Annotated in this window: 15 protein-coding genes; 9 read left to right on the forward strand and 6 right to left on the reverse strand. The window is 75.8% G+C overall.

The window, feature by feature from the left end; genetic code table 11:
- The first annotated feature begins 56 nt into the window (after window positions 1-56).
- The 3 genes from ACIQVD_RS18300 to ACIQVD_RS18310 all read left to right on the forward strand — a co-directional run bounded on the left by ACIQVD_RS18300 (window position 57) and on the right by ACIQVD_RS18310 (window position 1,174).
- Entirely contained in the window at window positions 57-275 is a 219-nt protein-coding gene (locus ACIQVD_RS18300) for a DUF6480 family protein (RefSeq protein WP_402290239.1), read from the forward strand.
- Between the two features lie 156 nt (window positions 276-431).
- Window positions 432-923, forward strand: coding sequence for a DUF2975 domain-containing protein (locus ACIQVD_RS18305; protein ID WP_402290241.1), 492 nt, complete (start codon window positions 432-434; stop codon window positions 921-923).
- Entirely contained in the window at window positions 923-1,174 is a 252-nt protein-coding gene (locus tag ACIQVD_RS18310) for a helix-turn-helix domain-containing protein (RefSeq protein WP_400681390.1), read from the forward strand. The genes ACIQVD_RS18305 and ACIQVD_RS18310 overlap by 1 nt, the downstream gene beginning before the upstream one ends.
- A 61-nt stretch (window positions 1,175-1,235) precedes the next feature.
- Here the strand turns inward: ACIQVD_RS18310 and ACIQVD_RS18315 are convergent, their stop codons facing one another.
- From ACIQVD_RS18315 to ACIQVD_RS18330, 4 genes are all read right to left on the reverse strand, one after another.
- Window positions 1,236-2,054, reverse strand: a complete 819-nt coding sequence (locus ACIQVD_RS18315; protein ID WP_402290245.1) for a hypothetical protein — start codon at window positions 2,052-2,054, stop codon at window positions 1,236-1,238.
- Between the two features lie 16 nt (window positions 2,055-2,070).
- The gene (locus ACIQVD_RS18320; RefSeq protein WP_402290248.1) at window positions 2,071-2,211 is read right to left on the reverse strand and encodes a hypothetical protein; all 141 of its coding nucleotides are present in this window, start codon (window positions 2,209-2,211) and stop codon (window positions 2,071-2,073) included.
- Window positions 2,212-2,675: 464 nt separating this feature from the next.
- A complete protein-coding gene (locus ACIQVD_RS18325; RefSeq protein WP_402290649.1) occupies window positions 2,676-3,140 on the reverse strand; it encodes an arylamine N-acetyltransferase in 465 nt (154 codons plus the stop codon).
- Between the two features lie 204 nt (window positions 3,141-3,344).
- Window positions 3,345-4,232, reverse strand: a complete 888-nt coding sequence (locus tag ACIQVD_RS18330; protein ID WP_402290251.1) for an SDR family NAD(P)-dependent oxidoreductase — start codon at window positions 4,230-4,232, stop codon at window positions 3,345-3,347.
- 68 nt (window positions 4,233-4,300) lie between these two features.
- Between ACIQVD_RS18330 and ACIQVD_RS18335 the strand changes: the two genes are divergently transcribed.
- The 6 genes from ACIQVD_RS18335 to ACIQVD_RS18360 all read left to right on the forward strand — a co-directional run bounded on the left by ACIQVD_RS18335 (window position 4,301) and on the right by ACIQVD_RS18360 (window position 14,070).
- Window positions 4,301-4,963, forward strand: coding sequence for a TetR/AcrR family transcriptional regulator (locus ACIQVD_RS18335; RefSeq protein ID WP_400681376.1), 663 nt, complete (start codon window positions 4,301-4,303; stop codon window positions 4,961-4,963).
- 174 nt (window positions 4,964-5,137) lie between these two features.
- Window positions 5,138-6,109 (forward strand): cation diffusion facilitator family transporter, encoded by a 972-nt coding sequence (locus ACIQVD_RS18340; protein WP_400681374.1) that lies wholly within the window; start codon window positions 5,138-5,140, stop codon window positions 6,107-6,109.
- Window positions 6,110-6,267: 158 nt separating this feature from the next.
- Window positions 6,268-9,000: an AAA family ATPase gene (locus ACIQVD_RS18345; protein ID WP_402290254.1), complete on the forward strand. Its 2,733-nt coding sequence runs from the start codon at window positions 6,268-6,270 to the stop codon at window positions 8,998-9,000.
- A gap of 847 nt (window positions 9,001-9,847) precedes the next feature.
- Window positions 9,848-11,479 (forward strand): tannase/feruloyl esterase family alpha/beta hydrolase, encoded by a 1,632-nt coding sequence (locus ACIQVD_RS18350; RefSeq protein ID WP_400681369.1) that lies wholly within the window; start codon window positions 9,848-9,850, stop codon window positions 11,477-11,479.
- 116 nt (window positions 11,480-11,595) lie between these two features.
- Window positions 11,596-12,825, forward strand: coding sequence for a hypothetical protein (locus ACIQVD_RS18355; RefSeq protein ID WP_402290256.1), 1,230 nt, complete (start codon window positions 11,596-11,598; stop codon window positions 12,823-12,825).
- 9 nt (window positions 12,826-12,834) lie between these two features.
- Window positions 12,835-14,070 (forward strand): biotin carboxylase, encoded by a 1,236-nt coding sequence (locus ACIQVD_RS18360; protein ID WP_402290259.1) that lies wholly within the window; start codon window positions 12,835-12,837, stop codon window positions 14,068-14,070.
- Window positions 14,071-14,112: 42 nt separating this feature from the next.
- On the opposite strand, the gene ACIQVD_RS18365 is transcribed toward ACIQVD_RS18360, so the two are convergent.
- Together ACIQVD_RS18365 and ACIQVD_RS18370 are read right to left on the reverse strand one after the other, a co-directional pair.
- The gene (locus ACIQVD_RS18365) at window positions 14,113-14,361 is read right to left on the reverse strand and encodes a hypothetical protein (protein WP_402290261.1); all 249 of its coding nucleotides are present in this window, start codon (window positions 14,359-14,361) and stop codon (window positions 14,113-14,115) included.
- Window positions 14,358-15,443, reverse strand: coding sequence for an alpha/beta fold hydrolase (locus tag ACIQVD_RS18370; RefSeq protein ID WP_402290263.1), 1,086 nt, complete (start codon window positions 15,441-15,443; stop codon window positions 14,358-14,360). Before ACIQVD_RS18370 ends, ACIQVD_RS18365 begins: the two co-directional genes overlap by 4 nt.
- Window positions 15,444-15,504 lie beyond the last annotated feature (61 nt).

Here is a 15,504-nt window from a genome sequence, read left to right on the forward strand (position 1 = left end):
CGTGGAGGTGGAAGCACGTCGACGCACCAGGCCACTCGGGAAATCGGGAGGACGCCATGTCCGTCAGCAGCTCTGTTCCCGCCCCGGTGCAGTTGCCGGGCCACTCCATGCCGACCGAGACGCCCGAGTGCGAAGGCTCGACGACGCACGGCATCTCCACCCCCGAGCCGGTGGAACTGCACACGGCCTGGCCCGGCTGGATTCCCCTCCTGGTCATCGTGGTGATGGTCGTCTGCTGCATCGGCTTCGCCGTCGGGCGGATCTTCGCGTGGTGAGCGTGGTGAGTGTGGTGAGGCGGCGGCTCCGGCCGCCGCGGCCGTAGGGGCCGAGGAGTCGGTGGCGCGGGGGCGCTGTCCGCCCTCCGGCTCGAATCTTGCTCCACCTATCGATTTTCGATAGATTTCCATCGCATCTCGATGGAAGGATGGGGCATGGGAGAGCTGGTGGTGCGCGCGCTGCGCGCCGTGCTCGCGGTGGTGTTCACCGGCAGCGTGCTGGTGCAGGCGTTGATGGTGTGGGTGCTGGTCAGCGGGAACGACCCGGAGGACGGGTCGCTTCCGCTGACCTCGCTGCGCGTGGTCACGATCCTGGGGATCGGGGCGGCCCAGGCCGCCGTGGTCTGCGTGTGGCGGCTGGTCACGATGGTGCGGCGCGGGACGGTGTTCTCCTCCGCCGCCTTCCGGTACGTGGACGGCATCATCGGCGCGATCGTCGCGGCGGCCGTCGTGTGGTTCGCGGTCGCGGCCCTGAACGCGCCCGGCCAGCGGGACGACCCCGGCGTCACCCTCATCATGGGCGGGATCGGCGTGGCGGTCCTGGGAGTCGCGCTCATCGTGTTCGTGCTGCGCACGCTGCTCGCCCAGGCGGTCGCCCGCGACGTCGAAGCGGCCCGGATGCAGGCCGAGCTGGACGAGGTGATCTGATGCCGATCGCGGTCGACATCGACGTGATGCTGGCCAGGCGGAAGATGTCCGTCGGCGAACTCGCGGACCGCGTGGGCATCACGCCCGCCAACCTGGCGGTGCTCAAGAACGGCCGCGCCAAGGCGGTGCGCTTCGCGACCCTCGCCGCGCTCTGCGAGGTGCTGGAGTGCCAGCCGGGCGACCTGCTGCGCTGGGAGGCCGGGGCGGAAGTCGAGACCGGGGCCGGGGCCGAGGTCGCGGTGGGCGACTGAGCCGGAACCGAGACCGGCGCGTCCGGCGGACGGCTCCGCCGGACGCGGGCCCGGCCCGCCGTCACCGGTGCGGGTGGCCGTGGGCGGCGGCGTGCCGCCGCGTCGGCAGCCAGGCGCGGTAGCGGCGCAGGGCCCGGCGCTGCTGGAGTTGCTCGGTCAGCAGGGCGAGGGCCGGGTGGAGGCCGGGGCGCGGGCGGCTGCCGCGGGCGGGGCGGCGGAGTTGGCGGCGGACCTGGGCCATGGAGGCGGCGGAGGCGAGGGGCTTGTCCTTCCAGGTGACCGGCCGCATCCGCTGGTCGGCTTCGCGGCCGTGGCGCCAGCGGTCCGGGAGGTCGGGGGTGACGGCGAGGGCGGTGCCCGTGCCCACGAGTGCGACGCCGCCGGCGAGGACCTGTTCGGCGGTGGCGCGGCGGGTGATGCCGCCGGTGAGCATCAGCGGGAGGGGGCTGGTGGTGACCAGGTCCTCGGCCAGTTCCAGGAAGTAGACCTCGCGGGCCCGGGTGCGGGTGTCGGTGGCGCGGCCGGTCACGGCGGGGCTCTCGTAGCCGCCGCCGGAGAGTTCGACCAGGTCGACGCCGAGCGGTGCCAGCCAGGCGATCACCTGGCGGGCGTCGTCGGCGTCGAATCCGCCGCGCCGGAAGTCCGCGGAGTTGATCTTCACGGCGACGGTGAAGGCGGGCGAGACGGCCGCGCGGACGGCGCGCACGGTGTCCAGCAGCATCCTGGCCCGGTTCTCCAGGGGGCCGCCCCAGGCGTCGGTGCGCCTGTTGACGAGCGGGGAGAGGAACTGCGACAGCAGGTAGCCGTGCGCGGCGTGCACCTCGACCCCGTCGAAGCCGGCCTGTTCGGCGCGGGCGGCCGTGCGGGCGAAGCGCTGCACGGTGGCCGCGCGGCCGTCAGTGCCAGTAGCTGGGGGTGTTCCCGCCCGGCTGGTTCCAGGCCCACACCACGAAGGCGGCGAGGGCGGCGGCGAGGAGGAGGACGACGAGGAGGCAGCCCAGGGCGCCTCGGCGGTTGCGGCGGTCGATGTCGTTCACGGGGCCCCCGGGTGTCGGATCCGACGTGCCGTCGAGCGTGCCCGTCGGCGGGGGCCCGGGGCAAGGGGCGCGGACGGTGCGGCCGCCCCGACCGGCCCAGGCCCAGGCCCCGCGGCCGGGGCGGAGCCGTCCCCGGTGGTGGCGCGGATCAGGCGTGGCGGGCCGGCGGGCGGAAGCCGGCGGGCGGGGTGAGGCCGAACTCGGAGTGCAGGAGGTCCGGGAGGTCGCCGGGGTTCTCGACCTCCGGACGGAGCGGGTCCCGTCGGGTGCGGTGCGGACGAAGGTGGTTCCGTCGAGCAGGAGGTGGTGGCCGGTGGCGAGGGTGCGCTGGACGTGGAGCCGGTGGAAGGGCGAGCGCGGGTAGGTGGCGGTGAACCAGTTGCCGAGCACGAGGTCGGCGACGGGTGTCCGGTCCGGGGTGAAGGCGGTCCGGTCCTGCCAGCCGCCGCTGCCGCGGGCCTGCATCACCCGGACCGGGGCCGGGCCGTCGGCCTCCTCCAGGACCAGGCGGTTCCGGCGGCCTCGTGCTGCTGGCCGGGGGCCATCGGCAGCGGTTCCAGCAGTGCGCCGATGCTGCCGTACCCGACGTCGGCGAGGTACCGGCCGGGGACGCCGGGTGTCTCGACGGCCGGCACCATGCGGGTGCGGAGACGCTCCTCCCACGGGCGGGCCCCGGCCCGGACCCGGCCGGTGAGGCGGCGGACGGCGAAGCCCAGCCGTTCCAGAACGGCGGCGAACAGGCTGTTGTGCTCGAAGCGGTAGCCGCCGCGGGAGGACTCGACCGGCTCGGCCTGGAGGTCGCGGAGGTCCAGCGACGGCACCTCGCCGACCACGACGTCCAGGTTCTCGAACGGGATGCCGAGGACGTGGGCGCGGTGGAGGGAGCGGAGGGTGGCGAGGGTGGGGGTCCGGTCGCCGTCCCACGCGATGCGGGTGAAGTACTCGTCGAGCTAGACGGTCATCGGGGCGCGGCGCCTTTCGGGCGGAACGTTCCGGTGGGTCACCGCGGGCGGGCCCGGGCGCGAAGGCACCGCTCGACGGGGCGGCACCACCGCACGCGCCCAAGGTTCTTGACGCACCGGAACGTTCCGTCACCCCGGGTCGGACCCGACCGGCCGTCAGACCGTCGGCCCTCAGGCCGTCTCGGGCGGCAGGTCGACGGGGTGGGGTTCGGCGAAGTCGGCCGAACGGCTCACCTGTTCCCAGGCGCCCGCCTCGGCCAGTTGGCGGCGGGAGTGGTCGAGCGCCATCTCCACTGCGTTGACGCCGAGGAGCAGGTGGCCCGGCACCCGGCCGCGGTGGACGGTGCGCACGATGATCCCGGCCGCCCGCCGCGGGTCGCCCGCCGCGCCGGAAGCGCCTTGGCGCACCAGGCGGTTCATCGCGCCCACGGTCTCCTCGTACGCCTCCGGGACGGGGTGGACGGTCATCGACGGGCCGGCCCAGTCGGTGGCGAAGCCGCTCGGTTCGACGACCATGAAGCGGATGCCGAACGGGGCGGTCTCCGCCGCCAGCGCCCGGGTGAAGCCGTCGACGGCGAACTTGGCCGCCTGGTAGGAGGCGAGGCCCGGGGAGCCGCCGACCCGCCCGCCGATCGAGGAGAACTGGACGACGGTGCCCGACCCCTGCCGCCGCAGGGCGGGCAGCGCGGCCTTGGTGACGTGGTAGACACCCCAGAAGTTGGTCTCGAACTGGGCGCGGAAGTCGTCGTCGTCCGCGCTCTCCACCGGCGAGACGTTGGCGTACCCCGCGTTGTTGACCAGAACGTCGATGTGGCCGAAGCGGGCGAGCGCCGCGTCGACGGCCGCGCGGGCCGCGTCGGGGCTGGTGACGTCCAGCGGCAGGGCGAGGACCCGGTCGCCGTAGGGGGCCAGTTCCTCGGCGAGGGCTTCGGGGCGGCGGGCGGTGGCGACGACGAGGTCGCCCGCGTCGAGGGCGGCGACGGCCAGGGCGCGGCCGAGCCCGCGGGACGAGCCGGTGATGAACCAGACCTGCCGGGTGCTGTGCACGTGTTCGCTCATACAGTTAGTACAACACCGTTCTCCAAATAAAGCAACACCGTTCTCTTAGCTGCTCCTATGATGGGGCCATGAGTCAGCCAGCCTTCCGACGGGCCCGCAGCGCCGAGGCCAAGCAGGTGCGCGAGACGGCGATCCTGGACGCGGCCCGGACGCTCGGCCGGGAGCGCGGCATCCGCGACGTCAGCCTCACCGACATCGCCGCCGAGGTCGGCATGCACAAGTCGGCGCTGCTGCGCTACTTCGAGACGAGGGAGCAGATCTTCCTCGAACTCACCGCCGAGGGCTGGCGGGAGTGGTCCGCGACGCTCCGCGCCGAGCTGGCGGCGCGGACGGACGCCTCCCCCGCGGACGTCGCCGCGCTCCTCGCCTCGACGCTGGCGGACCGCCCGGTGTTCTGCGACCTGCTCGCGCAGGCGCCGCTCAACCTGGAGCGCAACGTGTCGCTGGAGGCGGTGCGCGCGTTCAAGCTCCTCACCCTGCAGCAAGTCGCCCTGATCGGCGAGGAGTTGGCGCGCCTGCTGGGCCTGTCCGAGCAGCAGGTGCTCGACCTGGTCGCCACCGCCACCGGGATGGCCGGCGCCCTGTGGCAGATCGCCAGCCCCGGCCCGCTCCTGCGCGAGCTCTACACCTCCGACCCCCGCCTCGCCCACGCCGTCGTCGAGGTCGAACCCCGCCTGCGCCGCGTCCTCACCGCCTTCCTGATCGGGACCGGGGCGGCCGTCGCCGACTGAGGCGGCCGGACGCCCGGTTCGGCGCTTGTGCGGGAGGAGCCGGGGCAGACGGCGGGCGTGACGAGGGGCGACGAACACGACGACGGGCGCGGCACGGCCGCGGACACGGACACGGACCCGGGTGCCGGGAGGAAGGGGGGCGGCGGGCAGGGGGACGGTGAGACCAGGGGCACGGTGCTGATCGCGCTGGTGGCCAACCTGGTGATCGCGCTGGCCAAGGTGGCCGGCGGGCTGGTCGCGAGTTCGCCCGCACTGCTGTCGGAGGCCGCGCACTCGGTGGCGGACAGCCTCAACGAGGTGTTCCTGCTGGCCTCGCTGAGCCGCAGCCGTCGGCGCGCGGACGCGCGGCACCCGTTCGGGTACGGCAAGGAGCGCTTCTTCTGGTCGATGCTGGCGGCCGTCGGGATCTTCGTCACCGGCGGCTGCTTCTCCTTCTACCAGGGCCTGCACACCCTGCTGAACCCGGAGGCCGAGGAGACCGGCGGCTACCTGATCGTCTACGTGGTGCTGGCGGTGTCGCTGCTCGCGGAGGGCGCCTCGCTGGTCAGGGCGACGGTGCAGGTCCGCGGGCAGGCCAGGCAGGCCGGACGCGGCGTGGTGGCGCAGCTGCGGCGGGGCGACGACCCGACCGTGCGGACGGTGTTCGCGGAGGACGCGGCGGCGGTGCTCGGCGTGCTGCTGGCCCTGGTCGGCGCGGGGCTGCACCAGTGGACCGGGCAGCCGGTCTGGGAGGCGGGCGCGGCGCTGTCCATCGCGGTGCTGCTGATGTACGTCGCCTACCGGCTCGGCCGCGACGCCAAGGACCGGCTGGTCGGGCAGGCCGTCGACCCGGTCCTCCAGCAGCGGGCGCTGGAGGTGCTGACCGAGCGGCCCGAGATCGACACCGTGACCCGGCTGCTGACGATGCAGCTCGGCCCGGACTCCGCCCTGCTCGCGGCCCGGATGGACCTGGTGGACGGGCTGGACAGCTCCGGGGTCGAGCGGCTGTGCGTGGAGCTGAAGCAGCGGATCAGGTCGGTGTGCCCGGACTTCGACCAGGTCTTCCTGGACATCACCGCCGCCGACGAGGACGAGCGGCGGCGGGCGACGGAGCGCCGGCGGCGGTTGCGCGAGACGGTGGCGCGTCAGGCGGCCGACGGGGGCTGACCGTTCACGCCGTCGGGTGGCGTTCCGGCGGCGCGGACTCCGGCGCCCCCGGCGGTACCGCGGGGGCGCCCACGAACTGACGCCGCGACGGGCGCGGGCGGGGTGGTTCGTAGGATGGGGCCGGTCCCTCCGGGGAGGGGGGACCGGGCGGAGGTGTGATGTCGGATCACGTGGTGCAGCGGTTGCTCGGCCGGGAGCGGGAGTCGGGGGCGCTGGAGGAGCTGCTGCGGGAGGTGCGGGAGGGCCGTAGCCGGGTGCTGGTGCTGCGCGGGGAGGCCGGGGTCGGCAAGTCGGCGCTGCTGGACCTGGTGGCCGAGCGGGCCGGGCGGGCGGGGCGGTGGCGGGTCGTCCGGGCGGCCGGGGTGGAGGCGGAGGCGGAGTTCGCCTACGCGGCGTTGCAGCGCTTGTGCGCTCCGCTGCTGGACGGGCTGGACGGGCTGCCGCCGGTGCAGCGGGAGGCGCTGCGGGTGGCGTTCGGGCTGAGCGCGGGGGCGGCGCCCGAGATGCTGCTGGTCGGGATGGCGGTGCTCGGGCTGTTCGCGGAGGCCGCCGCCGGTGGTCCGCTGGTGTGCCTGGTGGACGACGCCCAGTGGCTGGACCTGATGTCGCAGCGGATCCTGGCGTTCGTCGGCCGGCGGCTGGACGCCGAGTCGGTGGCGCTGGTGTTCGCCGAGCGGACCGTCGACGGGGTGGGCGACGCGGGCTTCGCCGGACTGCCGGACCTCCCGCTGCGCGGGCTGGGCGACGCCGAGGCCAGGGCGCTGCTGGACCGGGTGCTGCCGGGGCCGGTGGACGCCCGGGTGCGGGACCGGGTGGTCGGTGAGACCGGCGGGAATCCGCTCGCGCTGCTGGAGTTGCCGCGCGGCCTGTCGTCCGCGGAGTTGGCGTTCGGGTTCGGCGGGCCGGGGGCCGGTCCGCTGGCGTCCCGGGTGGAGGAGGGGTTCCGGCGGCGGGTGGAGGCGCTGCCGGCCGACACCCGGGCGCTGCTGCTGGTCGCGGCGGTCGAACCGGTCGGCGACGGGCCGCTGCTGTGGCACGCGCTGCGGCTGCTGGGCATCGGGCCGGAGGCGGCGGCCCCGGCCGAGGCGGCCGGGCTGGTCACCCTGGGCGCCCCGGTGCGGTTCCGGCACCCGCTGGTGCGTTCCGCCGTGTGGCGGGGCGCGGACGCCGCCGCCCTGCGGTCCGCCCACCGGGCGCTGGCCGAGGCCACCGACGGCGGGCGCGACCCCGACCGGCGGGCCTGGCACCTGGCGCACGCCGCGGCCGGGCCGGACGAGCAGGTCGCCGCCGCCCTGGAGGACTCCGCCGACCGGGCCCTGGCCCGGGGCGGCCGGGCCGCCGCGGCCGGTTTCCTGGAGCGGGCCGCCGCGCTCTCCCCCGAGCCGAAGGGGCAGGCGCGGCGGGCACTGGCGGCTGCGGCGGCCTCCCTCGCGGCCGGGTTGACGGCCCGGGTGCCGGACCTGCTGGCCGCCGCCGAGCTGGGGCCGCTGAACCTGGTGCAGCAGGCCGACGTGCACCGGCTGCGGGCCCGGGCGTCCGCCCTGCGGGACCGGGGGGCCGGGGCGGTGGGGCCGCTGCTCGACGCGGCGGAGCGGCTCGGCGGGCTCGATCCGGCCGCCGCGCGGGAGACCTGCCTGACCGCGTTCGGCGCGGCGGTCCGGGCCGGCCGCTACGACCGGGAGGCGCTCGGGCGGGTCGCGGCGGCCGCCCGCGCGCTGCCGCCCGGGGACGAGCAGGCCGGTGTCCTGCTGCGGGCGCTGACCGTGTGGAGCACGGACGGGCCGGTCGCCGCCCGGCCGCTGCTGGCGCGGGCGCTGCGGTCGCGGACCGAGGTCGAGGACCCGGCCCTGCTGTGGGCGGTCGTGAACGCCGCCGCCGAGCTGGGCGACCTCCGGGCCTGGCTGGACGTCACCGACCGGGCGGTGCGCTCAGCCCGGGCGACCGGGGCGCTGTCGACCCTGGCGGCGGCGCTGCCGTACCGGGCGGCCGCGCTGGGCTTCGCGGGGCGGTTCGCCGAGGCCGGGGCGCTGCTGGCCGGGGCGGCGGCCGTCGAGGAGGCTGCGGGCGCGGCGACCCGGGCGGTCACGGCCGCGCTGATCGGCGCGTACCGGGGGCGGGACGGGTCGGCCCTGGCGGAGGTCGAGGGGGTGGAGCGGGAGTGCGAGCAGCGCGGTCTGGGCCGGTTGGCGGCCACCGCGGCGTTGGCGCGGGCGGTGCTGCACAACGGCCTGGGCAACTACCCGCTCGCGCTGGAGGCGGCGCTGCGGGGCACCGAGCACCGGGATCTCGCCGTGCACCACTGGACGTGCGGGGAGCTGGTCGAGGCGGCGGTCCGGGCCGGGCGGCCGGACGCGGCGGCCGGGGCGCGCGAGCGACTGGCCGACTGGGCCCGGGCCGGGACGCCCTGGGCGCGGGGGGCCGGGGCGCTGGCGGAGGCCCTGGCCGGGGCGCCGGAGCGGGCCGAGGAGCGCTACCGCGAGGCGGTCGACCACTTCGCCGTGGGCGGGCTGGACGGGCTGGAGGCCCGGGCCCGGCTGCTGTTCGGCGAGTGGTTGCGCCGCCGGAACCGGCGGGCGCAGGCCCGCGACGAACTGCGCGCCGCGCACGGGGCGGCCGCGGCGATGGGCATGGAGGCGTTCGCGGAACGGGCCCGACGGGAGCTGCTGGCCACCGGCGAGACGGTGCGCCGACGCGACACCGGCGGCGAGCCCGTCCTCACCCCGCAGGAGGCCCGGATCGCCCGGCTGGCGGCCACCGGGCACCCGAACGCGGAGATCGGCGCCCAGCTCTTCCTCAGCCCGCGCACCGTCGAGTGGCACCTGCGCAAGGTGTTCACCAAGTTGGGGGTCTCCTCCCGCCGCGAGCTCGACGACGCCCTCGCCGGAGGGTGACGACGGGCCCGGCGGTAGCGGGCATGGCGACGCGACGGAGGATGCTGACTGCCGACCGGTGACGACGTGCTCGCTGAACGGCGGCAGCGGCGGACATGACGGCGGCCCACGCGGCAGCGGCGGACGCGAAGACGACGAGCACGGCGACGACGCCCTCGCCGGAGGGTGACGACGGGCCCGGCGGTAGCGGGCGCGGCGGCGCGACGGAGGATGCTGACTGCCGACCGATGACGGCATGCTCGGTGAACGGCGGCAGCGGCGGACATGACGGCGGCCCACGCGGCAGCGGCGGACGCGAAGACGACGAGCACGGCGACGACGCCCTCGCCGGAGGGTGACGACGGGCCCGGCGGTAGCGGGCGCGGCGGCGCGACGGAGGATGCTGACTGCCGACCGATGACGGCATGCTCGGTGAACGGCGGCAGCGGCGGACATGACGACGGACGCTGCCTGCCGATCGGTGACGGCATGCTCGGTGAACGGCGGACGCGGCAGCAGCGGGCACGGCGGCTGACGGCGGATGCTGCCTGCCGACCGGTGACGACGTGCTCGCTGAACGGCGACAGCGGCGGGCACGGCTATGGCAACTGCCCCCGCCGGTGACCACCGGTCCACCGCCCCGTGACGGCGGACGTCCCCGCCGGTGGCGGCGGGCCGTGCCGGGACCTGGCACCGTCCGGGGCGCTGACCGGCCGGTCGGGCGGTCAGCCGGTCGGCCGTCCGTCCGTATCCGTCATCTGACTGTACGTCGACTGATTACCCGGCGGGGCGTCAGTTGACCGATGTGCCCGGGTCGGTGGGTCGGCGACAGTGGGGTCGCGATTGCCGAATCCGAGGAGAGACACACATGAACCGACGGCTTCCGAGGCTCGCGGCGGCGGGGTTCTCGCTGGCGGCGGCCGTGGCCCTGTGCGCGCCGGCGAGCGCGTCGACCGGCCCGGCGGGTGGTGCGGACCGGGCCGGTCCCGGGTCCGCCGTGGCGGCCTGTGCCGCGTTCCGGCCGGCGGCGCCGGAGGGCGCCGTGGTGGAGTCGGTGGCCGCGGCGGCGGTGCCGGCGGGGACGTTCCAGGTGCCCGGGTCCCCGCCGTTGGGCGGTTACCCGGTGGCCGACGTCCCGGCGCACTGCGAGGTGACTGTCACGCTGACCCATCCGGGCGCGGACGACCGGGCCAGGGTGCAGGTCTGGCTGCCGCTGGCCGGGTGGAACGGGCGGTTCCAGGCGGTCGGCGGTGCCGGCTACGCCGCCGGGGACATCGGTGCGGTGGCCGCGGCGGTCAAGCAGGGTTACGCGGCGGCCACCACCGACGCGGGCGTGTACACCACCGGCTTGGACGGCAGTTGGGGACTGGACCCGCAGGGCCGGGTCGACGCCGCGCTGCTGGAGAACTTCGCCTCGCGCTCGGTGCACGAGCTGGCGCTGGTCGCCAAGCAGGTCGTCGGCGACGGGTACGGCGGCAGCGCGTTCCACTCGTACTTCAACGGCTGCTCCACCGGTGGCCGCCAGGGCTACGTGGAGGCGCAGCGGTACCCGACCGACTTCGACGGCATCAACGCCGCCGCTCCGGGCATCAACTGGAACCAGTTCGAAGTGGCCACGCTGTGGCCGCAGGTGGTGATGAAGCAGGAGCACACCTATCCGACCACCTGCGAGTTCGACGCCTTCAACCGGGCCGCGCTGCGGGCCTGCGACCGGCTGGACGGCGTGGCCGACGGGCTGGTCGGCGACCCGGACCGCTGCGACTTCGACCCGCGCCGGCTGATCGGCAGCAAGGTGGTGTGCGAGGGCGAGGAGTACACGATCGACGCGGCCGACGCCGAGGTGGTCCGCCGGATCTGGGACGGCCCGCGGGACGGCGGCGGCCGACGGCTCTGGTACGGGCTGCCGGTCGGCGCCGACTTCTCCCCGCTGGCCGCCAGCACCCCCGTGGACGGCGTGCCCACCGGTCAGCCGTTCACCGTCCCGGCCCAGTGGGTGGCCGACTTCGTGCTGAAGCAGCCCGGGTTCGACTCGGCGGACCTGACGTACCAGCAGTTCGAGCGGATCTTCCGCGCGGCCCGCGCCGAGTACGACACCGTGATCGGCTCCCGGGACGCGGACCTGTCGGCGTTCCGCGACGCCGGCGGCAAGCTGCTCACCTGGCACGGCAGCGCCGACCAGCTGATCCCCACCCGGGGGACGGTGGACTACCGCGAGCGCGTCGAGGCCCGGATGGGCGGCGCGGCCCGGGTCGACGGCTTCTACCGGGTCTTCCTGGCTCCGGGCGTCGCGCACTGCGGCCTGAGCGGCGGCGGCGTGGACGACCTGGCGGCGCTGACGGCCTGGGTCGAGCGCGGCCAGGCCCCGGACGTCCTGCACGCCACCCTGACCACCGCGGACGGCCGGAGCGTCGCCCGCGACCTGTGCCGCTACCCGATGGTCTCCCGCTACACCCGCGGCGACCCGGCCGCGGCGGGCAGCTTCCGCTGCGTCCGGCCCTGACGCGCCCCCAAGCGCCCCAAGCGTCCTCAAGCGCCCTCAAGCGCCCGGGCGGGCCGGCGGCGACGTCACCGGCCCGCCCGCCCCTCACTTCCCCCTGCTGCGGACAAGGAGCGGACATGGACAGCAGTGATCTCTTCAACGGTTCCGCGGACCCCCGCCGGACCCTCCCGCCGAGCGGGCCGAGCGGGCCGGGCGGGCCGCGCGTGCTCCTGCGGTCCTCCTCGCCGTTCCGCGACTACGTCCTGCGCGAACTTCCGCAGGACCTGTCCGAGGTCGGCGGGGACGGCCTGACGTACCACCAACTCGCCGACAAACAGCGCGAGTTGCTGATCGAGTACGGTCGGCGCTGCCTCGCCGACGACGACCCGCGCGCGGCCCGGGTCACCCAGCTCGACCTGCTCTTCATGCTCAACGGGTTCGTTCCGGCCGGGCCGCACGCCGCTCCGCGCGAGCTGGTGGAGCTGGTCTCCGCGCAGTGCGCGCGCTTCCCCGGTCTGGACCCGCACCTGAGCTACGAGCTGCTGATCGACGTGAACAGCGAGGAGTACGCGCGCTGCGGTGACATCAGGGTGTTCTCGCCCGGGCGGCTGGGCACCCTCGAACGGGACTTCTACCTCGGGCACCACCTCTCCGAGCCGTGGATCAGGTCGGCCGCCTACGGTCTGCGCGCGCTGGTGGCGGCGCCGGACGCCGTGAAGCCGGCCGCGGTGCTGGAGGACGCCGCGCGCTGCGTCGCGGAGTTCACCTCGGACATGGCGAGCTACCGCAGGCTGTCCGGGGAGGCGTTCGGCCGCTTCCGGCCGTACCACCTGGGCCACCCCGGCGGTCCGCGCGGGGCGAGCGGGGCGTTCATGCCCAGCGTCCAGCTCCTCGAACTGGTGCTGCTGCCGCCGACCGGGGAGTACGGCGTCTACCTGGACCAGGCGATGTCCTACTTCCCGTCCTGGGCCCGGCCGGTGGTCGCCCGCTGGCGGAGCGCCTCCGGCCTGGGCGCGAACGTGCGGCAGTCGGTGCGGGACGGCCGGCTGGTGCTCGACGACGCCGGGACGGAGCGACTGGTCCGGCTGATCGACGGGTTCGTCGACTTCCGGATGGTGCACCTGGGGATCACCCGGCGCCTGCTGCCGGAGGCGTTCCCGGACCGGTCGGGGCTGACCCGGCGGGAGATCGGCGCGCAGGACGGCGAGCGGAGCGTCCTGGCCGCCGGGGACGCCCAGCACCCCGGGGACACCGGCACCTCGGGCTTCAGCGTGCGCCACGTGCTGACGAACGCGGTGCACCGGCTGCTCGAACTCCGCCGCGAGGTGCTCGACCTCGTCGCGGCCCCGACCCACCCCCATCCGTAGGAGGCAGGCATGGCAGCGTTCCGCGTGGCGGTCGTCGACGCGTTCGGGGCGGCCTTCGGCCACGTCGACGCGTTCGGCGCGGCGGGCGGCGAGGTCGTCCAGGTGCAGAGCACGCCCGAACTCCCGTTCGGCGTGGACCCGGTGGACCCGGGACGGTTCGGCCGCGTGCTGGTCCACGACGGCGGGGTGGACGCCCTGGCCGAGCGGCTGGCGGCGCTGCGGCCGGTCGCGGTGCTGGCGGGCCGCGAGACCGGGGTGGAGCTGGCCGACGCGCTCTCCGAGCGGCTCGGGCTGCCCTCCAACGGCACCGCGGCCAGCGCGGCGCGCCGCGACAAGTACGTGCAGATCGAGACGCTCAAGGCCCGGGGCGTGCCCGGCATGCGCCAGCTGCGCACCGGCGACCCGGACGAGCTGCGCGCCTGGCACCGGCGGCTGGGCGGGGTGGCGGTGGTCAAGCCGCTGCGCAGCTACTGGGGCGACGGCGTGTCGTTCTGCGACGCGCCCGGGGACTCGGTCGCGGCGCTGCACCGGCTGCGCGCCCGGGGGACGGTCCAGGGCGAGCCGATCGAGGAGGTGGTGGCCCAGGAGTACCTGGTCGGCACCGAGTACGTCCTGAACACGGTCAGCAGCGGCGGGACGCACCAGCTGACCGACGCCTGGCGCACCGAGCGGATCACCGCCAACGGGGTGCGGGACCTGGTGGTGGCCCAGGTGCTGCTGCGCTGCGACGAGCCGCCGGTGCCCGAACTCGCCGCGTACGGCCGCCGGGTGCTGGACGCGCTGGACATCCGGTACGGCGCCGCCCACCTGGAGGTCAAGCTGACGCCGGACGGTCCGCGGCTGGTCGAGGCGGGCGCCCGCATGTCGGGGCTGCCCTACTACACCGCCCACCTGCTGGGCGAGGGCCAGTTGGAGTGGGTCGTGGACGCCTACGTCCGCCCGGAGCGCTTCCGGGCCCGGGCCGGCCGGGGGTACCGGCGGCGGCACGCGTTCGCCTGGGCCGCGCTGGTCGCCCCGGCGGCCGGGCGGCTGGTCCGCTACCGGGCGCTCGACCGGATCGCGGAGCTGGAGAGCTTCCGCGACCTCACCGTGCTGGTCGGCCCCGGCGACCCGATCAGCCCGACCACGTACGACCGGGGCTACCCGGCCACCCTCACGCTGGAGCACCCGGTGGACGCGGTGCTCCAGCGCGACCTCAACACGGTGCGCCACCTCGACGGCGACGGGATGTACGAGATCGAGTGACGGGGCGCGGGGGGGCGCGGGGCTCGGGGCGGACCGGCGGGTTCAGAGGCCGAGGTCGGCCGCCAGGCAGGAGAACCGCACCTCCTGGCTGTCGGGGTCGTGGGCGTCGGCCGTCCGGTGCGGCGGCGGGACCGGACGTTCCTCGACCAGGTCGGCGAGGGCGACCCGTTCCGGGAGCGCGCCGAACCGGGCCCGGCGGACCTCGGCGGCCCGCGCGTCGGCGTCCGGGCCGCGCACGTGCGTGTCGGCGTCCGGGCCGCCCGTCCGCCCGTTGGCGGCCGGGCCGCTCACGGCCGCGCCGCCAGGTGGTCGGCGTCCACCACGGCCTGGGCGAACGCGGTCGGCGCCTCCTGCGGCGCGTTGTGGCCGATCCCGGCGAGCACCCGGTGCTCGTAGGCGCCGGTGAAGAACTTCCGGTAGGCCGTGCCGTCGGTGGAGGCCAGGAACGGGTCGAGGGCGGGGTCCAGGGTGATGGTCGGCACCGTGACGGGCGGCTGGGCGTCGAGCAGCCGCTCGTAGCGGTCGTAGCGGCGCTCGCCGTCGGCCAGGCCCAGCCGCCAGCGGTAGTTGTGGACCACGATGGCGGCGTAGTCGGGGTTCTCGAACGCGGCGGCGGTGCGCTCGAAGGTGGCCTCGTCGAAGTCCCAGGTCGGGGAGACCTCGTCCCACACCAGCCGGCCCAGGTCGTGCCGGTTCGCCTTGGTCTCCATGGCGACCCGGCCGCGGTCGGTGGCGAAGTAGTACTGGTACCACCAGGCCCGCTCGTACTTCGGCGGCAGCGGGGTGCGCTGCGCCGGGAGGTGGGTGACGAGGTAGCCGCTCACCGACACCAGCGCCTTGACCCGCTCCGGCCACAGCGCGGCGACGATGTCGGCGGTCCGCGAGCCCCAGTCGAAGCCGGCCAGCACCGCCCGGCGGATCTTCAGGGCGTCCATCAGGGCGACGACGTCGAGCGCGATCGCGGACTGCTGCCCGTTGCGGGCCGTGGTCGGCGACAGGAACGCGGTGGTGCCGTGGCCCCGCAGGTACGGCACGATCACCCGGTAGCCGGCGTCCGCGAGCAGCGGGGCCACGTCGACGAAGCTGTGGATGTCGTACGGCCAGCCGTGCAGGCAGATCACCACCGGGCCGTCCTTCGGGCCGGTCTCCGCGTAGCCGATGTCGAGCACGCCGGCCTGGACCCGCCTCAGGTCGGCGAAGCCGGTGTGGGTGCCGGGGGCGACGGCGGGAACGGTCGTGGCGGGGACGGTCGTGGCCGGGGCGGTCGGCCGGCCGTCGGCGGTGAGCGCGCCGGCCGCCGGGGCGGTGGCCGGGAGGGCGGTGGCGCCGACGCCGAGGCCGACCGCGGTGGTGAAGGTGCGCCTGCTGATCATTTCCGGTCCTTTCCGGAGGCGCGCGGCGCCCCGGGGTGAGAGGGAGGGAGAGGAAGACAGG

It is taken from the genome of Kitasatospora sp. NPDC090308, from assembly GCF_044769485.1.
GTDB classification, from domain to species: domain Bacteria; phylum Actinomycetota; class Actinomycetes; order Streptomycetales; family Streptomycetaceae; genus Kitasatospora; species Kitasatospora fiedleri.